Source organism: Cohnella candidum (genome assembly GCF_003713065.1).
In the GTDB taxonomy this organism is placed as follows: Bacteria; Bacillota; Bacilli; order Paenibacillales; family Paenibacillaceae; genus Cohnella; species Cohnella candidum.
Genome location: NZ_CP033433.1, coordinates 3725928 through 3747820, shown reverse-complemented (window position 1 = coordinate 3747820; position 21893 = coordinate 3725928). Strand labels below are relative to the sequence as shown.

Here is a 21893-nt window from a genome sequence, read left to right as displayed (position 1 = left end):
ATGACACCGCTTTCAAAAAATCGTTGACACCCATCTTTCCCCAATGATATAGTCGGTTTGTGGGCAGGCGGCACGCCGCTCCCAACAGTATCTGAACAATGAAGGGAATGTTTAACGGATGCAAGGTAAAGTGAAATGGTTCAACGCGGAAAAAGGATACGGCTTTATCGAGACGGAACAAGGCGGCGACGTGTTCGTTCACTTTTCCGCTATCCAAATGGACGGCTACAAATCCTTGGACGAAGGCCAAACGGTAGAGTTCGACATCGTGCAAGGCGCACGCGGACCTCAAGCCGCAAACGTAACCAGAGCGTAATCATCCGGCGCATTTAGGCGCCGCGGTTTTATACAAACTGCCGATTACCAATACTCTTGCCGGCTGACCGGCCCCGGAGAAATCCGGGGTTTTTTATTTTTTCAAACAATTGTGAGAAAATTCAAAATTATCATCGGAATGTTTTGAAACCTCCTCTTCCACTGTGGTAAGATGGAATCAGCAAAGGAGGTTTGCCTATGAAATACAACATTCGTGGTCAGCGTATGGAAGTGACGGAAGCTCTTCGAGATTATGTCGCGAAGAAACTCGGTCGGCTGGAACGGTATTTTGAAGCAGCTCCTCAATCCGATGTGCAAGTGACAATGGCCGTGACCAAAGGCCAGCATGCCATCGAGGTCACCATCCCTTTGCCGGGCGTTATGCTGCGGGCCGAAGAGAAGCGGGACGATATGTACGCTTCCGTCGACTTCGTAGTGGACAAACTCGAACGCCAAATTCGCAAGCACAAAACCAAACTGAACCGCAAGTTCCGCCGGTCGGACACGGCCAGACTTTTCAAGGAGGAAGCGGGTACAGGCACCAGCGGCGTGTCTACCCTGATCCACGAAGACGAAGACGAGCTGGAGCTCGTCAGGACCAAACGGTTCTCGATGAAGCCGATGGACGTCGAAGAAGCGATCCTCCACATGAACATGGTCGGTCACAATTTCTACGTATTCGCCAACTCCGACACGAAGGAAGTGAACGTCGTATACCGTCGCAGCGACGGGAAATACGGGTTAATCGAAACGGCGGAATAACAATAAAAGCCAATAAAAGCCCCGGCATCTTGCCGGGGCTTTTATTTGTATAGAACGGGAAACGGGCCCTTTTCCATTACCCTTTTCTTGCCCCCCCATTGACAACCTGATAAAATGTAAAGATACTGCCATACCTGCAAGAGAGAGGAGTTCCCCCATGCTCGGACTCGTTAAAAAAATATTCGGAGACGCCAACGAACGCGAAGTGAAGCGGCTCTCCCGCACGGTCGAGGAGATCAACGCCCTTGAACCGACTATTCAAGCGCTCAGCGACGAGGAACTGCGCGGCAAGACGGAAGAGTTCCGCAACCGCCTGGAGCAAGGCGAAGAGTTGGACGACCTGCTGCCCGAAGCGTTCGCGGTCGTTCGCGAGGCTTCCAAGCGCGTTTTGAATAAGCGCCATTACGACGTGCAGCTGATCGGCGGCATGGTGCTTCACTCCGGCAAAATCGCGGAGATGAGAACCGGCGAAGGCAAAACGCTCGTCGGCACGCTCCCGGTCTACCTGAACGCGCTCGCCGGCAAAGGCGTTCACGTCGTCACGGTCAACGATTACCTGGCCCAGCGCGACAGCCAGGAAATGGGCCAGATCTATACGTTTCTCGGCCTGACCGTCGGGTGCAACCTGCACGGATTGTCGCATGAAGAGAAGCAAGCGGCTTATGCCTGCGACATTACGTACGGAACCAACAACGAATACGGCTTCGACTATCTGCGCGACAACATGGTGCTTTACAAAGAGCACATGGTCCAGCGGCCTCTTTCCTATGCGATCATCGACGAAGTCGATTCCATCCTCGTCGATGAAGCGCGGACCCCGCTCATCATCAGCGGCCAAGCTCAGAAGTCGACCGAGCTTTACTACGCGGCCGACCGTTTCGTCAGCCGTCTCACCGAGACGGAAGACTATACGATCGATATTAAAATGAAAAGCATCGTGCTGACGGAGCAAGGCGTTTCGAAAACGGAACGAGCCTTCGGCATCGACAACCTGTACGCGCATGATCATGTGCTTCTTAACCACCACGTCAACCAAGCGCTTCGTGCTCGCTATATTATGAAGCGCGACGTCGACTACGTGGTGCAGGAAGAAGAAGTCATCATCGTCGACGAGTTCACGGGACGGCTGATGTCCGGCCGCCGTTACAGCGACGGTCTGCACCAAGCGATCGAAGCGAAGGAAGGGCTGAAGGTTCAGAACGAGAGCATGACGCTCGCGACGATCACTTTCCAGAACTACTTCCGGATGTATCGCAAGCTGGCCGGCATGACCGGTACGGCGAAGACCGAGGAAGAGGAATTCAAGCGGATTTACGGCCTCGAAGTCGTGCAGGTACCGACGAACCGTCCGATGATCCGTAACGACATGCCGGATACCGTCTATAAGTCGGAGAACGGCAAATACAAGGCGGTCGTCGAGGAAATCGTCGAACGCCACAAAACCGGCCAGCCGGTACTGGTCGGCACGGTATCCATCGAGAATTCCGAGCGCATTTCGGAAATGCTCAAGAAGAAAGGCGTTGCCCACCAGGTGCTGAACGCCAAGTACCACGCCGTGGAAGCCGAAATTATCTCCAAGGCGGGCCAGCACGGCGCGGTTACGATCGCGACGAACATGGCGGGCCGCGGTACCGACATTCTTCTGGGTGAAGGCGTTCCGGAAGTCGGCGGCCTTCATATCATAGGTACGGAGCGGCACGAATCCCGCCGGATCGACAACCAGCTCCGCGGCCGCGCGGGACGCCAGGGCGACCCGGGTTCCTCGCAGTTCTACCTGTCGATGCAGGACGAATTGATGCGCCGTTTCGGCGCCGACAATATCATGGGCATGATGGAGCGCCTCGGCTTCGACGAAGATTCCCCGATCGAAAGCCGTCTGATCACGCGTGCCATTGAATCCGCGCAGAAGAGGGTCGAAGGAAGCAACTTCGACGCTCGCCGCATCGTGTTGCAGTACGATGACGTCATCAACCTGCAGCGGGAGAAAATCTACGGCGACCGCCGCGAAATCCTGTTCTCGGAAAACATCCGGGAGATCGTGCTCGGCATGATCCGCTCGACCGTCACGCGTGCCGTCGAAAGCCATTGCCCGGACGAGGAAATTCCGGAGAACTGGGATATCGACAGCTTGCTGACCTACTCCCACACGCACTTCCTGCCGGATGACCGGCTGACCAAAGAAGATCTGTGGGGCAAGGAAAAGGAAGAAATGATCGAAATGCTCATGGAACGCATCGTCGCGTTGTACGATGAGCGCGAAGCGAACATGGGACCGGAGATCATGCGCGAGTTCGAGAAAGTCGTCGTTCTCCGCGCCGTCGACAGCAAGTGGATGGACCATATCGACGCGATGGACCAGCTTCGTCAAGGTATCCATCTCCGCGCGTACGGAGGCAACGATCCGCTTCGCGAATATCAATTCGAAGGCCATAACATGTTCCTCGGCATGATCGAGCGCATCGAAGAAGAGATCACGCTCTACATCATGAAGGCGCATGTCGAAAGCAACCTGAAGCGCGAAGCCGTCGCCGAAGGGCAAGCCGTGGACGCGAAAGCGGAAGAAGGACCGAAGAAACCGACGAAACGCGACGAGCAGCGCGTCGGCCGCAACGATCCTTGCCCGTGCGGAAGCGGGAAGAAGTTCAAGCAATGCCACGGCAGCATGGAGTAATGGATTTTAATATGAGGTGATCGCATCATGTCCGAACTGGACGTATCGGTAAAGCAAGACCTTCGCGAGTGCGCGAAGCGACTACAGCAACTTAGGGGGTCTCTTTGACTTAGATCTCAAGCGCGAGCAAATTGAGAACTACGAAGTCAAAATGAGCGCACCCGATTTTTGGGACGATAACGATAAAGCCCAAGGCATCATCTCCGAGATGAACGCGATCAAGTCGGTCGTCGAGCAGTACGAGAAGCTGGATAACGAGCGCACGGATCTCGAAGACATGCAGGAAATTCTCGAAATGGAAGACGACGACGAGCTGGCGGCGGAGTGGACGGAGAACGTCAAAGCGCTGTCCGGCAAAGTCGACGCATTCGAACTCCAGCTCCTTCTAAGCGAACCGTACGACAAAGCCAATGCTATCCTCGAGCTTCACCCAGGCGCAGGCGGCACCGAGTCCCAGGACTGGGCTTCCATGTTGTACCGCATGTACACCCGCTGGGCGGAGAAACGCGGCTTCAAAGTCGAGCTGCTGGACTATCTGCCCGGCGACGAAGCCGGCATCAAGAGCGTCACGATCATGGTCAAAGGCTACAACGCCTACGGCTATCTGAAAGCGGAGAAGGGCGTGCACCGGCTCGTCCGGATTTCCCCGTTCGACGCTTCGGGCCGGCGCCATACGTCGTTCGTATCCTGCGACGTCGTACCGGAAATCCCGGATGACGTGCAGATCGAAATCCGTCCCGAAGATCTGCGGGTCGACACGTACCGCTCGAGCGGCGCGGGCGGCCAGCACATCAACAAAACGGACTCGGCCGTTCGGCTGACGCACATCCCGACCGGGATCGTCGTCGCTTGCCAGACCGAGCGTTCGCAGATTTCCAACCGCGAGCGCGCGATGAAGATGCTCCAATCCAAGCTCTATGAGCTCGAGATCCAGAAACAGCAGGAAGAACTGGCCGCGATCCGCGGCGAGCAGAAGGACATCGCTTGGGGCAGCCAGATCCGCTCCTACGTGTTCCATCCTTACAGCATGGTGAAGGATCATCGGACGTCCGTCGAGACGGGCAACGTCGGAGCCGTCATGGACGGCGACCTGGACGCCTTCATCGACGGATACCTGCGCAGCCAAATCAAGCAGGAAGTGCAATAAGCTTCATATGACCATCCATCGGTTCCTACACGCAAGTGTAGGAACTTTTTCCATGTTACATAGAGGAGTGGCTGTCGTGGCAACGACCCTGCCGAACGATAAATCCCGCAAACCGAAGCGCAGTCAGCGCAAAACCGTCCGTGTCTCCCCGAGGATGCAGGAAATCGGCTCGTACCTTTTTCTGCTGGTTGGCTGTTTCATTGTCGCCGTAGGGTTCAACCTGTTCCTGCTCCCCAACAAGATCGCTTCCGGCGGAGTTTCTGGGATTTCGGTCATCATCAACAACCTGTTCGGCATTACGCCGGCCTACACCCAATGGGCGCTGAACATACCGCTATTCATCGCGGGCGTACTCGTACTCGGAAAGGGCTTCGGAGTGAAAACGGCGGTCGGTTCCTTTGTGCTGCCCCTGTTCATTTTGCTGACTTCCCAATTCGGTTCTCACGCGCCGACGCACGATCCTTTGCTGAATGCCGTATACGGAGGTCTGGCCGTAGGGTTCGGCATCGGCCTCGTCTTCCGAGGTCGGGCATCCACCGGCGGCATGGATATTGCTACGCAGATCCTGCATCGTCTCACGGGCATCCGCTTGGGACTCGCGATGGCGATTTTCGACGGCATCATCATTTTGTCCGCTGGAATTCTGATCTCGTTCGAAAATGCGCTATACGCTCTCATCGGCTTGTTCGTTACGAGCAAAACGATCGATGTCGTGCAGACAGGGCTGCAAACCTCCAAGGCGGCGTTCATCATTTCCAACGAGCCGGACAAGGTGTCGGCGGCAATCCTGCACGATTTGGATCGGGGCCTGACAAGGCTGCACGGGGAGGGCGGATATACGGGGCAAGAGCGTCCGGTCCTGCTGGCCGTGGTCGGCCAGAACGAAGTGGCGAAGCTTAAAGCGCTCGTTCGGGCTGCGGATCCGAACGCGTTCGTCATCATCAGCAATACGGCGGAAGTGCTCGGGGAAGGATTTCAATATGACCCATTGAATAAATAATACATAGGGCGTATAATAATGCATATTCTTATCCGGGGTGGAGAGTCCCCGATTTTCGCTTTCTTTCCGCACCGTTATTCGGTACAATGAGGATGGTTTTTACAGGGCTTCCATCCTTGACTTGAATCGCTTTTATGCATGGAGGAATGAAACTTGAGTCATCAACCGCTGCGCGCGGCCATCGTCGGTTCCACCGGCTACGGCGGCGTCGAACTCATTCGCCTGTTGGCTTCCCATCCGCAAGTCACCGTCACCTCCGTCATCTCTTCCTCCGCCGCGGGGACGCCGATCGCGGAAGGTTTTCCCCATTTGACCGAAATCCGCACCGACCTGCTGGACGGCGTCGATCCTGAGCTGATTCGCAGCAAGGCCGATGTCGTTTTCCTGGCGACGCCGCATGGCGTCAGCATGAAGCTTGCTCCCCAGTTCTTGGCGGCCGGCCTCAAGGTCATCGACCTCTCCGGCGATTATCGCTTGAAGGACGGGGAATCGTACCGCGAATGGTACAAACACGAGCCGGCGGTTCAAGCCGACGTGGACAATGCCATTTACGGGCTTTGCGAGGTTTTCGGTTCGGAAGTCGCGGACAAATCCTTCATTTCGAATCCCGGCTGCTACGCGACGACGGCGGCGCTGGCTCTCTATCCTGCCGTTCAGGCGGGCTGGATCGACCCGGACAGCATCATCATCGACGCGAAGTCCGGCGTTTCCGGCGCGGGCCGCGGGCTCAGCCTGGGCAACCATTTTTCCGAAATCAACGAAAATTTCAAAACCTATAAAGTGAATAAACACCAGCATACGCCCGAGATCGAGCAAACGTTGTCCCGCGCGGCGGGACGTCCGGTTACGCTCACGTTTACTCCGCACCTGGTGCCGATGACGAGAGGGATCATGTGCTCGTCTTACGCCAAGCTTACTGAGAAGCGTACAGATGCCGATTTCGTGGAGCTGTACCGGAAATTTTACGAAGGCCGTCCGTTTGTGAGGGTTCGCCCGGTGGGTCAATGGCCGGCTACGAAAGAAGTTTGGGGATCGAACTACTGCGACATCGGATTTTCGGTGGATTCCCGGACCGGCCGGGTGACGGTGTTTTCCGTCATCGATAACCTCGTTAAAGGCGCTGCCGGGCAAGCGATCCAGAACTTGAACCTGATGATGGGTTGGGACGAAACGTGGGGACTGCGTTTCACGCCGGCCTACCCGTAACCATCCCACTTGGAGAGGACTTGAACAGCCGATATGGGGAAAGTACCAGCTTACGAAATTGTTCCGGACGGCGGCGTCACGCTGCCGAAAGGGTTTAAGGCCGGGGGCCTTCACTGCGGATTGAAAAAATCGGAGCGTCACGACTTAGGCGTCATTTGGTGCGAGGTCGACGCATCCGCGGCTGCGGTATATACGACGAACTTGTTTCAAGCGGCCCCGCTCGGCGTGACCCGCAACAGTCTGGCTGCCGGAGGCGGTAAGCTGCGCGCGATGCTCGTGAACAGCGGCAACGCCAACGCATGCACGGGCGAGCAGGGGGAAGCGGATGCGCGCGAAATGCAATCGCGAATCGCGGAGGTATTGGGCGTCGGGAAGGATCACGTTGCGGTTGCTTCGACGGGCGTCATCGGTGAGTTGCTGAAAATGGACCGCGTCCGGGCGGGCATCGACAAGCTGCCGGGACGGCTCCGAGATGACGCGCAAGGGTCGGACGATTTCTGCCAGGCGATTCTGACGACCGACCTGGTCAAGAAGACATCCTGCGTGACGCTGGACGTTGACGGCCGGAAGGTGACGATCTCCGGCGCGGCCAAAGGCTCCGGCATGATTCATCCGAACATGGCAACGATGCTCGGATTCGTGACGACGGACGCGGTCATTTCGCCTTCGCTGCTGCAAGAGCTGCTGCGCGAAGTGACGAACGTGACGTTCAACATGATCACCGTCGACGGCGATACGAGCACGAACGACATGTTGGTCGCCATGGCGAGCGGGTTGGCTGGTCATCAAGAGCTGACGCGCAGCCATCCGGATTTCGCGGCGTTCGCTGACGGGCTTCGGCACGTTTGCGGCGAGCTGGCGAAAGCGATCGCCCGCGACGGAGAAGGCGCGACGAAGCTGATCGAGACCGTCGTGAGCGGCGCGGCAAGCGACGAAGCGGCCGCGGCCATCGCCAAGACGATCATCGGCTCCAGCCTCGTAAAATCCGCCGTATTCGGCGCGGACGCCAACTGGGGACGTATCATCGCCGCCGTTGGGCGCGCGGGTCAGCCTGTGAACGTGGCGACCATCGACATCCGGCTGGGGGACATTCTCGTACTCGAGCAATCCCGCCCGGTGGCGTTCGACGAAGCCGCTGCGCTGGAATACTTGAAAGGCGATACGGTCGGCATCCATGTCGAGCTCCATATGGGAGAAGGCAAGGCGACGGCATGGGGCTGCGATCTGACGTACGATTACGTCCGGATCAACGCTGCGTATCGAACGTAAGGGGTATGAACGGAATGATGGACACTTTCGTGATGAAATGCGGGGGGAGCACGCTTGCGGCGCTTCCCGATGCTTTTTTTCAGGATTTGCGGGATTTGCAGGAGAGCGGCGTTCGTTCCGTCATCGTTCACGGCGGCGGGCCGGCGATCAACGAAACGCTCGGCAAGCTGGGCATCGAAAGCCGCTTCGTGAACGGCCTTCGGGTCACGGACGAAGCGACGCTAGACGTCGTGGAGATGGTGCTGGCCGGACGGATCAACAAGGAGATCGTCCGCAAGCTGCAGCAGAACGGGGCGAAGTCGCTCGGTTTATCCGGTACCGACGGCAGGTTGATCGAGGCGCAGCCGGTGGCCAACCATGAGGAAGTCGGGCTTGTCGGCGACGTGACCGGCGTGAACGCCTCACTGATTCAAGGCGTCATGGCGCTCGGATATTTGCCGGTCATCGCGCCGATCGGCATCGACGCGGCAGGGCAACGCTATAACATCAACGCCGACACCGCGGCCGGCGCGGTGGCTTCGCATCTGGGCGTCGATACGATGATCGTCGTGACGGACGTTCCCGGAATCATGCGAACGGTGAACGGCGAGAAAACCGTTTTGCCGCAAGTCACCTTTGCCGATATCGAAGAGATGATCGCGAGCGGGGAAATTTACGGCGGGATGATCCCGAAAGTGCGGGCGGCGATGAGCTGTTTGCACGGCAACGTACGGGAAGTACTGATCGTGGACGGGGCGGCGGAGCGCGTGCTCAGCCGAGCCGTGCGGGAAGGCGGTTTGGGAACCCGGATCGTCAGAGACTGAACTTAAAGGAGTGAATTTACGATGAGCGAAAGCGCGCTGTTTTCTACTTATGCCCGCTACCCCATTACGTTAGTGAAGGGCAAGGGCAGCCGCCTTTGGGATGACCAAGGCAAGGAATATCTGGATTTCATGAGCGGGCTCGCGGTCACCAATCTCGGCCATGTGCCGGATACGGTGAAGCAAGCTTTGGTGAAGCAGCTCGACGAGCTGTGGCATATTTCCAATCTCTTCTCCAATCCGAACGGAGAGCGTGCCGCACGCCTATTGGTCGACAACAGCTGCGCCGACGCCGTGTTCTTCTGCAACAGCGGCGCCGACGCGAACGAAGCGGCGATCAAGCTGGCGCGGCGCTATCATCAGAAGGTCCGTGGCGAGTATCGCTACGAGATCATTACCTTTAACCAGTCGTTCCACGGGCGGACATTGGCCACGCTGACGGCGACGGGGCAGGACAAAGTCAAGGAAGGCTTCCTGCCGCTGCCGGAAGGATTCGTGCACGTGCCTCTGCACGACGTGCCGGCTTTGGAGTCCGCGATCAACGATCGTACCGCGGCGATCATGCTGGAGCTCGTGCAGGCGGAAGGCGGGGTCATCCCGGTCGAGGCGGATTTCTTGCGCGCCGTTCGCGAACTGTGCGATAAGCATGGGTTGCTGCTGATTATCGACGAAGTGCAAACCGGCATGGGCCGTACGGGCAAACTGTTCGCTTACCAGCACTACGACGTCGAACCGGACGTTTTCACGCTCGCGAAAGGCATCGGAAGCGGATTCCCTGTCGGCGCTATGCTGGCGAAAAAGCCATACACCGAGGGTTTCGTACCGGGCTCGCATGCCACGACGTTCGGCGGGACGCCGATCGCCATGTCCGTCGTCGTCGCGACGATCGAGACGATGCTGAAAGAGAACGTTGCTGAAAAGGCGGCTGAAGCAGCTCAGTATTTGATGGGCGAGCTTCACAAACATTTGGACGGCATTCCGGGCGTTGCGGGCATCCGCGGCAAGGGGCTGCTGGTCGGCATATTGTGCGATGAACCGGCGGGGGACGCGATCGCCGAGCTGCATAAGCGGGGATTGCTCGTCGTTCCGGCCGGGCCGAATGTCATCCGGCTGCTGCCGAACCTGCTGGTTACCCATGAAGAAATCGACGAGGCCGTTGGCCTGATCGCCGCGGTGCTCACCGAAAGGGCAGCGGCAAAGCAAGCATAGGAGGGGATTGTTGTGCCTTTGGCCGCGAACCTGGAAGAAATGGCGGCCCAGCTGAAGGGCCGGGACTTCCTCGGATTGATCGATTACACACCGGAAGAGATCCGCTATTTGCTGGATCTTGCCATAGAGCTCAAACGCAAGCAGAAAGCCGGAGAGGTGTTCCAGCCGTTAAAGGGCAAAACCCTCGGCATGATTTTCGAAAAGTCTTCCACGCGAACGCGGGTTTCTTTTGAAGTTGGCATGTACCAATTAGGCGGTCACGCTCTGTTTCTGAGCCGCAACGAAATCCAGATGGGCCGCGGCGAGACGATCCGCGATACCGCACAGGTCATGTCCCGTTATTTGGACGGCATGATCATCCGTACGTTCGGCCACCGCAACGTGGTCGAGCTGGCGAGAGGAGCGACGATCCCGGTCATCAATGCTTTGTCTGACCAATCTCACCCTTGCCAGGCGCTTGCTGACTATCAGACGGTGCTCGAGCATAAGGGACGTCTCGAAGGGCTGAAAATCGCTTACATCGGCGACGGCAACAATATGGCCCACTCCCTTATGATGGGGGCGAGCAAGCTGGGCATGCACTACGCAGGCGCCTCGCCGGAAGGGTACGATCCGGATCCGGAGATCGTCAAGCTCTCCCGGGAAGTAGCCGGGGAAACCGGCTCCCGGATCGACATCGTCCGCGATCCGCGCGAAGCGATCGAGAACGCCGATATCGTCTACACCGACGTTTGGGCGAGCATGGGCTTCGAGGAAGAGCAGAAGGAACGCGAGAAAGCGTTCGCCAAATACCAAGTGAACGAAGCGCTCGTCAAATCCGCCAAGGCCGACTATTTGTTCATGCACTGCCTGCCGGCCCACCGCGGCGAAGAAGTGAGCGAAGGCGTCATCGATGGCTCTCACTCCGTCATTTTCGACGAAGCCGAGAACCGTCTCCACGCGCAGAAAGCGATCATGGCCGCGATCATGTAAGCGGGCGGATCGACCATTTTAGAGGATAGAGAAGGTAGGGGAAACCGTCATGGCCAAAGAAAAAATCGTGCTGGCATACTCCGGGGGTCTCGATACGTCCGTCATCCTGACGTGGCTCAAGGAAACCTACGATGCCGAAATCATTACGTTTACCGCCGACATCGGGCAGAAGGAAGAGCTCGACGGTTTGGAAGAGAAAGCGAAGAAAACCGGCGCTTCCAAAGTGTACATCGACGACCTGCGCGCGGTATTCGCGAAGGACTTCATCTATCCGATGTTCCAAGCCGGTGCGCTGTACGAAGGGCAATACTTGCTCGGCACGTCCATCGCTCGTCCGCTTATCGCCAAGCGCATGGTTGAAATCGCACGCGCGGAAGGCGCAACGGCAATCGCTCACGGCGCTACCGGCAAAGGCAACGACCAAGTGCGCTTCGAATTGACGGCCGCTGCTCTGGCGCCGGACATCAAAGTCATTGCGCCTTGGCGGAATGAAGAGTTCCGTAACGCCTTCCCGGGCCGCGCCGAAATGATCGCTTATGCCGAGAAACACGGCATTCCGGTTCAAGCATCGGCGTCGAAGCCGTATTCGATGGACCGCAACCTGCTGCACATCAGCTTCGAGAGCGGCATGCTCGAAGATCCGTGGTTCGATTCCAGCGCGGACGACGTCCAGGACATGTACGTCCTGTCCGTCTCTCCGGAAAAAGCGCCGGATCAAGCGGAATACGTCGAGCTGGACTTCGAAGCAGGCGATTGCGTCGCCGTGAACGGTGAGAGTTTGAGTCCGCTGGCCGTCATGGAGAAGCTGAACGAGCTCGGCGGCAAACACGGCATCGGCCGCGTCGACATGGTCGAAAACCGCTTCGTCGGCATGAAGAGCCGCGGCGTATACGAGACGCCGGGCGGAACGATCCTGTTCACTGCTCACCGCAAAATGGAATCGATCACGATGGACCGCGACGTCATGCATTTGCGCGACTCGCTGATCTCCAAATACAGCTCACTCGTGTATAACGGATTCTGGTTCGCGCCGGAACGTCTCGCGATTCAAGCTCTCGTGACCGAGAGCCAGAAGAACGTGACCGGTACCGTTCGCCTGAAGTTGTACAAAGGCAATATCATGGCAGCCGGCCTGAAGAGCCCGGTCAGCCTGTACAACCCGCACATCGCCACGATGGAAGCGGACCCGACGCAAGCGTATGACCAAGGCGACGCGACCGGCTTCATCCGCCTGAACGCGCTGCGTCTCAAAGTATCCTCCGGCGTGAACGGCGCCTCGGGCGTTTAAGGGGGCTTCGCGTTCATGAGCAAGCTGTGGGGCGGCCGGTTCACGAAGAAAACCGACCAGCTGGTAGAAGAATATACGGCTTCGATCACGTTCGACAAGGAGCTCGCCGAAGAAGACATTCAGGGCAGCTTGGCACATGTGACGATGCTTGGACAATGCGGCATCCTCCCGGCGGAAGATGTCGAGCAGATTAAGGATGGACTGCTGAAGGTTCGGCAGCGGATTCTGAACGGCGAGCACGAGTTTCTCGTCGCAGACGAAGACATTCACATGAGCGTCGAGAAGGCACTCATCGAGGAAATCGGTCCCGTCGGCGGCAAGCTGCATACCGGCCGCAGCCGCAATGACCAGGTGGCGACCGATATGCACTTGTACCTGCGCAAGAGGGTCGTCGAGTTCGTCGACCTTCTGCACAAGCTTCAAACGGCATTGATCGGGCAAGCGAAAGCCAACCTCGACACGATCCTGCCGGGGTACACGCATCTGCAGCGGGCGCAGCCGATTCTTTTTGCGCATCACCTCATGGCGTACGTGTCCATGTTCGGACGCGATATCGAACGCCTGCAGGACAGCTACAAGCGCATCGATATGTTGCCTCTAGGGGCAGGCGCCCTTGCCGGCACCACGTTCGCGATCGACCGTTTGTTTACGGCGAAGCAGCTGAACTTCGGACGCGTCTATGAAAACAGCCTCGACGCCGTGAGCGACCGTGACTTCATCGTCGAGTTCCTCGCGAACGCATCGCTCATCATGACGCATCTGTCGCGACTGAGCGAAGAGCTGATCCTGTGGTCCAGCACCGAATTCCAGTTCGTCGAGCTGGATGATGCATTCTGCACCGGTTCCAGCATCATGCCGCAGAAGAAAAACCCCGACGTGCCGGAATTGGTCCGAGGCAAGACGGGGCGAGTTTATGGTAACTTGATCGGCCTGCTGACCGTGCTGAAGTCGCTTCCGCTGGCCTACAACAAGGACATGCAGGAAGACAAGGAAGGCATGTTCGATACGGTGAAGACGCTCCAGGGCGCCCTGCAGCTGTACGCGCCGATGATCGAAACGATGAAAGTGCGTACGGACAAGATGCGCAAAGCCGTCGACCAGGACTTCTCCAACGCGACGGACATCGCCGACTTCCTGGCCTCGAAGGGACTTCCGTTCCGTCAAGCGCACGAAGTCATCGGCAAGACGGTTCTGTACTGCATCCAGAACAACAAGTTCCTACTCAACCTCACCTTGGACGAGTTTAAGCAATTCTCCACGCTGTTCGACGACACGATCTATCAGGTGCTTCAGCCGGAGAGCGTCGTCAACGCGCGTAACGTCTATGGAGGCACGGCTACTGTTCAAGTGGCAGCAGCCATTGAACGTGCGGAAGCTGTGATGGCTGGCACGTCAGAGTGGGTTGCGGAGTATGCAGAGAAGAGTCGGTAGATAACGAAAATCCCGAACCATTTATTTGATGGTTCGGGATTTTTGCCATAAAAGAAGAACGCCGGCTATACCGGCGTTCTCGTCTTCAAGAGATGGCTTAGGATTCCGGGCCGTAGCTGAATTCATCGGATGCAATGGATTCGCGTTTGCCCACTTCTTTAACCGTGATCGTCAGTTTCGTTCCGCCGGTAGCACCAAGCTTATTGGAAGCGCTAAGCGTGATGGTTCCTTCAACCGTAACCGTACCGGAAGCGATTTTCGCTCCGTTGTCAAACAGGGTTACGGTAGCACCTTTTTTGATGCTGCTATTTGCAATTGTTACTTTGTCGGAAGTAGATTTACTGTTCACATAGGTTACTCCTGTTACAGAAGGTTTGTCGGTAACAGGCTCAGCATCGAACTTAGCTTCCTGAGCATCGGATTGCAGGTATCCTTTTCTGGTAACCGTAAACCATACGGATCCAGCAGCTCCTGTGGAGTCAAGATTAGCAACGTTGAAGGTTGCCACCAGAGATTTCGAGACCACTGCGGAAGCGATCTTCGTCTTTGCCCCAGATTCTTTCCAGAGGATTACCGTATCACCAGCAACGAGTCCCGTATTTCCGATGTTAGACACTTTGACTTGGTCAGCTTTTCCAAAGTTGTTATAAGTAGCGTAAGTTACTCCCGTGACAGAGGTTTTTTCTTCTGCGCTGAAAGAAACTGAGACAGGATCGGACGGGTCTTTGCCTTTATCTTGGAGAACAATGTTAATGGAACCGGAAGAACCATTGCCCAGGTTGGACTTGGTCGGGATCGAGATCACGACATCTTTAACCGCAGTGGATTTGGAAGACACTAAAGCGGAAGTTCCCGTACCGATAGGCGTCGTGCCGTTCAACACGGTAACTTTAGTTCCGGCGTAGGTAAGCCCCGTTACAGTGACAGTGTCCGCGATTCCGGCATTGTTTTGAACGTAAACTTGGTCAGTGACGGCTTTTTCCGTTTTTGCCGGAGCGCCGACTTTTTTAGAACTTGCAGAAGTCTCCAACACAACAGTAACGAAAATGTCGTCGCCTTCGGTCAAGTTGCCGACGGTAGCCGTAGCCGTGCCATCTTTTGCGGTAGCTTGTCCGAGCAACTTCGGTTTCGCAGACGTGTCGGCAGGATTGGTTTTGTAAACTTTCATGACTGCTCCAGCTTTCAGGCCGGTGAGGACCACCGTGTCCGCAATGCCGACGTTATTGTTAACCGTCAGATTGGCCGGGTCCCAGTCTACGCTCACAGTCGCTGCGCTTGCGAACGTGGCAGGTACGATCGCGAGTGCCGCGCTAAGAACGGTACTCAAAAGAATTTTTTTGAAGCTTCTTTTTTCCATTCCTTCATTCTCCTTTTTTTCTCATCTTGTGATACTGATTGACATCGGGTGGAAAGGTTGATCTTGTGTCGAAGACTGACGGTCTCACCTGCCCTATGCCGAATTCTCCTCACAAAACATGATTTTCCATCTCCAATATTAATATCGTCCCATCCTATGTCGCATTTAATAGGACAAGAGACAACTTTCGCAAAAAAAATAGAAAACTTTCGATTTTTGTGATTCAGATTACAAAAAGCGGGGTTATCCCCGAGGCCGATGTCGACCTTTGGAGATAACCCCTTATAAATTACACCGGCTCCACAGGACCCTCCTGACCAGATGGCGGAGGTGTCGTGTCCTGCGGCTTCAGTCGCGGATCCTCCGGATTCACCGCAATCAACCCATCCTGAGCGCGGTAGCTGGAGCGGGGCAGTCGTTCGCGCGATACTTCTTGACCATCGAGCAACTTTATGCGGAAAGTGTCCACGACCATGCCGGCTTCGCCTCTCTGCAGAACTTGCTCTTGGCCGAGTGTAACCGTGTCATTGCTCACGTAACGGACCAGAGGCGAGACTACTTTCACCTGTTTCGTTTCCGTGCGGTAGGAAACGTGCTCGTCGAGCGTACCGAACAGCTTAACCGTTACGTGCTTATCCTGCACAACCGTGCGGATGAGCAATTGTTTTTCTGTCGTATTCTTGAATCGGAAATTGATGTAGCCGTCTGCGAAAGTAGCGTCCAACCCCGGAGGCAGGTAGTGCACGGGGATGGAGTGGTTCCGGCGCTCCACGACGTCCAGGCCTGCGAGCAGGATGGCGTTGTACAGCGTGCTCGACACTTGGCAGATGCCGCCGCCGACTCCCGGCGTCAGCTTGCCGTTGACGATGACCGGCGCTTCGCGGTAGCCGTATTCTTTGTCGGCTTTGTCGACGATTTTGCCATATTCGAAAACATCACCGGGCATCAGCAGCGTATCGTTCAAAGCTTTCGCGGCTGCTGTAACGTTATGCGATCGCCCTTCTGCGCTCGTTGCGAAGGAGGTGGTGAACTCGGCGATCTTCCGATCGATGCCTTCCTCTTTTAAGGAAGCAATCGTCACCTTCGGGATGGTCTCAATAATCGGCAACGCGATTTTCCGCGGTTCCGCAGCCACATCTGCCGCTAACGATAACGGAACAAGCTCCTTCACCCGAGCCGCCAACGTCTTCAAATCAACTTCTCTCCCTACTACTTCCCGCGTATAAACGACCTGGTCATCCGCCGTAATCACTCGCGTAGCAACCTTCGGCTGACTGCCGGCGGCGCCGCCCCAAGCGCGCTGAACCTCACGCTGCAAAACCCCGTCGTCCCAAGCCAGCTCTACGGGATACGACATTCCGCGCTCCCCCGAGATTAGCCGCATCCACGCCCGGTCCCACCAGCCGCGGTCGCGATACCGCTCCATCGCTTCCACCGCTTCGTCGGCCGAGACCCGCAATCCAAGTTGCTGCACGGTCTTAACCGGCAACCCCACACTCGAATCCTCCCCCGATGCCACCGCCTTAACCTGCATCTTCTCCAAACCCGCCAACCGACCCCGCAGCTCCCCCAACGCCTCGTCTGCCGACAACCCGCCGGCCTCCCAGCCCCCAACCGAGAATCCCGCCGGAAGGCGATCATCCTGCCCAATATGATACGTAGCAGCCGCAGCCCCTCCGCCGATCGCCACCAATACCGCCGCCCAAGCGACAAGCAAGCCCTTTTTCACGGTTCCCTCGCCCCCTATGACTCTGCGAAAACTCTTTACAATATATAAGCTCAGCCAAGGTTTGGATTTCCGCAAAGATTAGAAAATTTTAAAGAATTCCATGATGTGTTGCAGGCCAACGGTTTTGGGGTATATATATGACTCTTTTCGCGCCGGAAAAGTCGACAAATAAAGGATTTTATAGCATGATGTCGAAGTAGCTAAAGTCCGAATCCTAACAGGAAGTGATATCGTGATCGAAATGCAAGACATCTGGAAGACCTACCCCGACGGTACGATCGCCCTGCAAGGAATCAACGTGGTGATCGACCGCAACGAGTTCGTCTACGTCGTAGGTCCTTCCGGCGCCGGCAAGTCGACGTTCATGAAGCTCATTTACCGGGAGGAAGTCCCGAGCAAGGGACAAATCTCCGTCAACGGTTTCAATATAGGCAAGCTCAAGCAACGCAAAATTCCATACGTTCGGCGGAATATCGGGGTCATTTTCCAAGATTACCGGCTGCTCCCGAAGCTGTCCGCCTACGATAATATCGCTTTCGCCATGGAAGTCATCGAGGCTCCCCGCCGCACGATCAAGAGGCGCACGATGGAAGTGCTTGACCTGGTCGGCCTGAAGCATAAAGCGAACAGCCTGCCTGCCCAGCTCTCCGGCGGTGAACAGCAACGCGTCGCGATCGCTCGCGCGATCGTCAACAGCCCTGCGGTCATCGTGGCTGATGAGCCGACAGGGAATCTTGACCCCGAAACCTCGTGGGGAATCATGAAGCTCCTCGAGGAGATCAATTTCCGCGGCACCACCATCGTCATGGCCACCCACAACAAAGAAATCGTGAACACGATGCGTAAGCGCGTCATCGCCATCGAGCGGGGCACCATCGTGCGCGACCAGCAGAGAGGGGAATACGGCTATGAGGCTTAGCACCCTCGTCCGCCATCTGCGGGAGGGCGGCAAAAACGTGGCGCGCAACGGCTGGATGACCTTCGCGTCGATCAGCTCGATCACCGTTTCGTTGTTCATATTAGGCGTATTCATGCTGTTGGCCTTAAATGTGAACAAACTCGCCGACCAGCTCGACAATCAGGTTCAGATCCGCGTTTACCTGAAGATCGGTCTCGAGCGGCCCAAAATCGAAGAGATCAGTCGCACGATCCGCCGGATTCCGGAGCTCAAAACCGTCACCTTCATTTCGAAGGCGGAGGGGCTCAAACGCCTGCGCGACAGCATGGACGAAGAAAGCCGCGTCGCGCTTGAGGGCTACACGGACGAGACGAATCCGCTGCCGGATGCGTTCGAAATCGAAGTCTATCAACCGCAGACGATCGGCTTCGCCGCGAAGAAGATCCAGGCGATCAACGAGACCGACCCGGACAAGCCTATTACGGCCGTTAAATACGGAGCGGGAACGGTAGAAAAGCTCTTCCGTATCACGAATGCGGTGCGCAACATCGGCCTGGTCATCGTCGCGGGTCTCGCGGTGATGGCGATGTTCCTCATTTCCACGACGATCAAAATGACCATCATGGCCAGACGGCGCGAAATTTCGATCATGAAAATGGTCGGCGCCACGAACAACTTCATTCGCTGGCCTTTCTTCATCGAAGGGGTGCTGATCGGCATCGCCGGTTCGGCCATCACTTCCGGCATTCTTTTGTACGGCTACTCGGAATTGATCACGACGGCGCAGCAGGACATCGGCCTTTACATGATCGAGCTTGCGTCGGTGAAGGACGTCGGTTGGATCGTGACCGGCACGGTTGCCGCCCTTGGACTTCTGCTCGGCGTCTGGGGCAGCACGCTCTCCGTCCGCAAATATTTGAAAGTTTAATATAAACGCAGTCAGAAGGAGGACTCCGGTGAAAAGGAAAATCGCCCTGACGCTCGCGGTCGTCATGATCGCCATGTTCGTTTCGTCCCCTTATCCGGGACAAGCGGCCTCTTCCCAGTTGGACAAGATCAACAAGCAGATCAAGCAGCTGCAAGCCGAAATGGACGCCAAAGCCCGGCAGAAAAGCCAGGCCCAAAAAGACGTCAAGAGCCTCACGACCAAGAAACAGGCGACCAAAGAGGAAATCGACGCCCTGATGAAGCAAATCGACCAGGCGGGCACCAAATTGGCGCAGACCCAAGATAAAGTCGCGCAAACGGAAGATAATCTTCGGCAAACGAGTCTGGAGCTGGAGGATGCCATGGCCAAGGAGGCTTCCACCAGCGACCAGCTTGATTCGCGCGTGCGTCTGATGTACACGAACGGAGCCGTCTCGTATATGGACGTTTTGCTCAGCGCGACGAGTTTCTCGGATTTCATCAGCCGTTTTGACGCTTTCCAGTCCATCACCACGCAAACCCGCGACCTGCTGGTTGACCAGAAGACCGTGCGGGCGTTGGTCGAGCAGAAGAAAGCGGAAGTGACGCAGGATCTCGAAGAGGTCAAACAGCTTTACGAGCAGATCGCCGACCAGAAAGCCGATCTCGAGAGCAAGGAAAACGACAAAGAAGAAATGGTGTCGCAGCTCGCTCAGCAGATTGAAGATTCCGAGGAGATCAGCGAGGAATCGGAGAAAGAGCTCATGGCTCTGGCGAGCAAGATGTCCAAGCTTCAGGCGGAGAAAAACCGGCTGAAGACCTACTATACGGGCGGCAAGCTCGCCGTTCCGCTGCACGTGAGCTACCGGATCACGTCGCCGTTTGGCTACCGGATCCATCCGATCACGGGGAAAAAGCAGCTTCACACGGGCATGGATATGGCCGTCCCGCAAGGAACGCCGATCTACGCCGCGGAATCCGGCGTCGTCATCGTCGCGCAGTGGTGGAGCAGCTACGGGAACTGCGTCATCATCGACCATGGCGGCGGGCTTTGGACCGTATACGGTCATATTAAAAACGGCGGCATCCTCGTGAACAAGGGAGATACCGTCAAGCGCGGCGAGAAAATCGCGCTGGTCGGTTCGACCGGCGCTTCGACCGGGCCGCATCTTCACTTTGAAGTTCGCAAGAACTCCGAGCCCGTGAGCCCGGTTCCTTACCTGAAATAACGAGTTGGAACGGACGGCCGCCGTCCGGCTCCGCCGCGAGAACGCCTGGGGCGTGCGGAGGACCGGGGGCGGCTTTGTTCATAAGCAAGCCGGCTTTTCGTTGAATTTGCATCTAGGAGAAGTCCGGTTTACGTGTCATAATCGAGAAGAGAGACCGATAAAAGGAAGTGGATGGCCGTGTGGGTCCGAGGTCGTACGGTTTTGGCGCTCGCGGTGCTCGCGGCCATCGCCGGCGGAGCGGCGACTTGGGGCGCGGTTCAAGCCGGCGGGCTGACGCCGACCGCCATCATGCCCGTCACGTCCGTGAAGGGAATCGATTCTCCGGACGGACTGAGGCAAGAAGAACTGGATAAGCTGAACAAAGCGCTCGACCTGATCGGCGACCATTACATGGTTCCGGCGGACCGCAGGGCGCTCATCGACGGCGCGCTCCAAGGCATGGTGGAGTCGCTCGGCGATCCTTACTCCGTTTATATGTCCAGTGAAGAAGCAGGCAAATTCACGGATACGACGCAAGGAGCCTTTACCGGGATCGGGGCCGATTTGAAGAAGGAAAACGGCATGATCGTCGTCGATTCGCCGATGAAGGATTCTCCGGCGGAGAGGGCGGGGCTGCAGGCGCGTGACGTGCTGCTCATGGTGAATGGAGAGAGCTTGCAAGGCTTGTCCTTAAGCGACGCGGCAGCGAAAATCCGCGGGCCTAAAGGCACCAAAGCCAAGCTGAAGGTGCTGCGCTCGGGGGCGAAAGAGCCGATCGAGCTGGAGCTGGTGCGCGACCGGATTCCGATGGAAACGGTGAAAGCGCAGCTTGGCGAGGATGGGATCGGCCGGCTGTCGATCAGCCAGTTTTCCATGAACACTCCGGTCCAGGTGGAAGACGAACTCAAAGCGATGGAAACCAAGGGAATGAAGGCGCTCGTCGTCGACCTTCGGAACGATCCGGGTGGCATGACCGATTCCGTGGAGAAAATCGCGAGCTTGCTCGTACCTGCCGGCAAGGTGATCGTCCAATACGAATATAACGACGGACACCGCGTACAGGCGTTGTCCCAAGCCAAGCCGGATCAAGCGAAGACATACCCGATTCTGGTGCTCATCAACAAAGCCAGCGCGAGCTCGGCGGAAATTTTGGCCGGGGCGCTGAGGCAGTCGGCGGGAGCGGTTTTGGTCGGGGAGACTTCTTTCGGAAAAGGGACCGTCCAAATCAGCTACGGCGACGACTTGGGCGACGGAAGCCTGCTTAAATTGACCGTGTTCAAATGGCTGCTTCCCGACGGGACGTGGATCCATCATCAAGGCATCGAACCGGATCTGAAGGTGGCGCAGCCGGATTACTGGCTGGCGTTCAAGCTTCCGCGCGACCGGGTGCTCAAGCGGGACGAGACGGGGGAAGACGTGAAAAACCTCCAAAACATCCTGGAGGGCGTCGGGTTTCCGGCGGACCGCAAGGACGGCTATTTCAGCGAAGCGACGGAGCAAGCGCTGCGGTCATTCCAACAACAAGAAGGTTTGACGGTGACCGGAACCGTGGACGAGAAGACGGCGGACCGGCTGGAGGAGGCGCTGTATGGGGAGCTTCAGAAACCGGAGAACGACAAACAGCTTCAGGCCGCGCTGGACAAGGCGCGGAGCATGATCGGGCTGACTTCGGCGGGGAGGAATTTTTCTCCCTCCGTCGAATATGTAGGTGGTTGACGGAAGGGG

Annotated in this window: 18 protein-coding genes; 16 read left to right on the top strand and 2 right to left on the bottom strand. The window is 56.9% G+C overall.

The window, feature by feature from the left end; all coding sequences use genetic code 11:
• The first annotated feature begins 118 nt into the window (after positions 1-118).
• From EAV92_RS17100 to argH, 12 genes are all read left to right on the top strand, one after another.
• Positions 119-316, top strand: a complete 198-nt coding sequence (locus EAV92_RS17100) for a cold shock domain-containing protein (protein WP_123042210.1) — start codon at positions 119-121, stop codon at positions 314-316.
• Positions 317-513: 197 nt separating this feature from the next.
• Complete coding sequence (hpf, locus tag EAV92_RS17095) at positions 514-1077, top strand: ribosome hibernation-promoting factor, HPF/YfiA family (protein ID WP_123042209.1); 564 nt, start codon at positions 514-516, stop codon at positions 1075-1077.
• A gap of 157 nt (positions 1078-1234) precedes the next feature.
• The gene (secA, locus tag EAV92_RS17090; RefSeq protein WP_123042208.1) at positions 1235-3748 is read left to right on the top strand and encodes a preprotein translocase subunit SecA; all 2514 of its coding nucleotides are present in this window, start codon (positions 1235-1237) and stop codon (positions 3746-3748) included.
• A gap of 27 nt (positions 3749-3775) precedes the next feature.
• Positions 3776-4895 (top strand): peptide chain release factor 2 gene (gene prfB, locus EAV92_RS17085; RefSeq protein WP_123042207.1). Its coding sequence is split into 2 segments (ribosomal slippage): positions 3776-3853 and positions 3855-4895, totalling 1119 coding nucleotides; the frame shifts between segments, so codons are not numbered across the junction.
• A gap of 154 nt (positions 4896-5049) precedes the next feature.
• The gene (locus EAV92_RS17080) at positions 5050-5895 is read left to right on the top strand and encodes a YitT family protein (protein ID WP_206424333.1); all 846 of its coding nucleotides are present in this window, start codon (positions 5050-5052) and stop codon (positions 5893-5895) included.
• A gap of 153 nt (positions 5896-6048) precedes the next feature.
• Positions 6049-7101: an N-acetyl-gamma-glutamyl-phosphate reductase gene (gene argC / locus EAV92_RS17075; protein WP_241158301.1), complete on the top strand. Its 1053-nt coding sequence runs from the start codon at positions 6049-6051 to the stop codon at positions 7099-7101.
• A gap of 33 nt (positions 7102-7134) precedes the next feature.
• Positions 7135-8370 carry a bifunctional glutamate N-acetyltransferase/amino-acid acetyltransferase ArgJ gene (argJ, locus tag EAV92_RS17070; RefSeq protein ID WP_123042205.1) on the top strand — a complete coding sequence of 412 codons (1236 nt, stop codon included), beginning with the start codon at positions 7135-7137 and terminating at the stop codon, positions 8368-8370.
• A gap of 14 nt (positions 8371-8384) precedes the next feature.
• Positions 8385-9173, top strand: a complete 789-nt coding sequence (argB, locus tag EAV92_RS17065; protein ID WP_123042204.1) for an acetylglutamate kinase — start codon at positions 8385-8387, stop codon at positions 9171-9173.
• A gap of 21 nt (positions 9174-9194) precedes the next feature.
• Positions 9195-10379, top strand: a complete 1185-nt coding sequence (locus EAV92_RS17060; RefSeq protein ID WP_123042203.1) for an acetylornithine transaminase — start codon at positions 9195-9197, stop codon at positions 10377-10379.
• A 39-nt stretch (positions 10380-10418) separates the two neighbouring features.
• Entirely contained in the window at positions 10419-11351 is a 933-nt protein-coding gene (gene argF / locus EAV92_RS17055; RefSeq protein WP_123043783.1) for an ornithine carbamoyltransferase, read from the top strand.
• Between the two features lie 49 nt (positions 11352-11400).
• The gene (locus EAV92_RS17050) at positions 11401-12639 is read left to right on the top strand and encodes an argininosuccinate synthase (RefSeq protein WP_123042202.1); all 1239 of its coding nucleotides are present in this window, start codon (positions 11401-11403) and stop codon (positions 12637-12639) included.
• 15 nt (positions 12640-12654) lie between these two features.
• Positions 12655-14070, top strand: coding sequence for an argininosuccinate lyase (gene argH / locus EAV92_RS17045; protein ID WP_123042201.1), 1416 nt, complete (start codon positions 12655-12657; stop codon positions 14068-14070).
• Between the two features lie 97 nt (positions 14071-14167).
• Here argH and EAV92_RS17040 read toward each other — a convergent pair whose 3' ends face one another.
• Both EAV92_RS17040 and EAV92_RS17035 read right to left on the bottom strand, forming a co-directional pair.
• Positions 14168-15427 carry a hypothetical protein gene (locus tag EAV92_RS17040; RefSeq protein ID WP_123042200.1) on the bottom strand — a complete coding sequence of 420 codons (1260 nt, stop codon included), beginning with the start codon at positions 15425-15427 and terminating at the stop codon, positions 14168-14170.
• A 289-nt stretch (positions 15428-15716) separates the two neighbouring features.
• On the bottom strand, positions 15717-17156 hold the full coding sequence (locus tag EAV92_RS17035) for a VanW family protein (RefSeq protein ID WP_123042199.1): 1440 nt from the start codon (positions 17154-17156) through the stop codon (positions 15717-15719).
• 232 nt (positions 17157-17388) lie between these two features.
• Here EAV92_RS17035 and ftsE point away from each other — a divergent pair, with 232 nt between their 5' ends.
• The 4 genes from ftsE (at position 17389) to EAV92_RS17015 (ending at position 21884) form a co-directional block, all read left to right on the top strand.
• Entirely contained in the window at positions 17389-18075 is a 687-nt protein-coding gene (ftsE, locus tag EAV92_RS17030) for a cell division ATP-binding protein FtsE (protein ID WP_123042198.1), read from the top strand.
• Positions 18065-18982 (top strand): permease-like cell division protein FtsX, encoded by a 918-nt coding sequence (gene ftsX / locus EAV92_RS17025; protein WP_123042197.1) that lies wholly within the window; start codon positions 18065-18067, stop codon positions 18980-18982. The genes ftsE and ftsX overlap by 11 nt, the downstream gene beginning before the upstream one ends.
• 28 nt (positions 18983-19010) lie before the next feature.
• Positions 19011-20189 (top strand): murein hydrolase activator EnvC family protein, encoded by a 1179-nt coding sequence (locus tag EAV92_RS17020; RefSeq protein ID WP_123042196.1) that lies wholly within the window; start codon positions 19011-19013, stop codon positions 20187-20189.
• A 177-nt stretch (positions 20190-20366) separates the two neighbouring features.
• A complete protein-coding gene (locus tag EAV92_RS17015; protein WP_241158300.1) occupies positions 20367-21884 on the top strand; it encodes a S41 family peptidase in 1518 nt (505 codons plus the stop codon).
• The last annotated feature ends 9 nt before the right edge of the window (positions 21885-21893 follow it).

Coding starts and splice junctions, on each gene's coding strand:
- EAV92_RS17100 (WP_123042210.1), top strand. CDS start 119: ATGCAAGGTAAAGTGAAATGGTTCAACGCGGAAAAAGGATACGGCTTT.
- hpf (WP_123042209.1), top strand. CDS start 514: ATGAAATACAACATTCGTGGTCAGCGTATGGAAGTGACGGAAGCTCTT.
- secA (WP_123042208.1), top strand. CDS start 1,235: ATGCTCGGACTCGTTAAAAAAATATTCGGAGACGCCAACGAACGCGAA.
- EAV92_RS17080 (WP_206424333.1), top strand. CDS start 5,050: ATGCAGGAAATCGGCTCGTACCTTTTTCTGCTGGTTGGCTGTTTCATT.
- argJ (WP_123042205.1), top strand. CDS start 7,135: ATGGGGAAAGTACCAGCTTACGAAATTGTTCCGGACGGCGGCGTCACG.
- argB (WP_123042204.1), top strand. CDS start 8,385: ATGATGGACACTTTCGTGATGAAATGCGGGGGGAGCACGCTTGCGGCG.
- EAV92_RS17060 (WP_123042203.1), top strand. CDS start 9,195: ATGAGCGAAAGCGCGCTGTTTTCTACTTATGCCCGCTACCCCATTACG.
- argF (WP_123043783.1), top strand. CDS start 10,419: ATGGCGGCCCAGCTGAAGGGCCGGGACTTCCTCGGATTGATCGATTAC.
- EAV92_RS17050 (WP_123042202.1), top strand. CDS start 11,401: ATGGCCAAAGAAAAAATCGTGCTGGCATACTCCGGGGGTCTCGATACG.
- argH (WP_123042201.1), top strand. CDS start 12,655: ATGAGCAAGCTGTGGGGCGGCCGGTTCACGAAGAAAACCGACCAGCTG.
- EAV92_RS17040 (WP_123042200.1), bottom strand. CDS start 15,427: ATGGAAAAAAGAAGCTTCAAAAAAATTCTTTTGAGTACCGTTCTTAGC.
- ftsX (WP_123042197.1), top strand. CDS start 18,065: ATGAGGCTTAGCACCCTCGTCCGCCATCTGCGGGAGGGCGGCAAAAAC.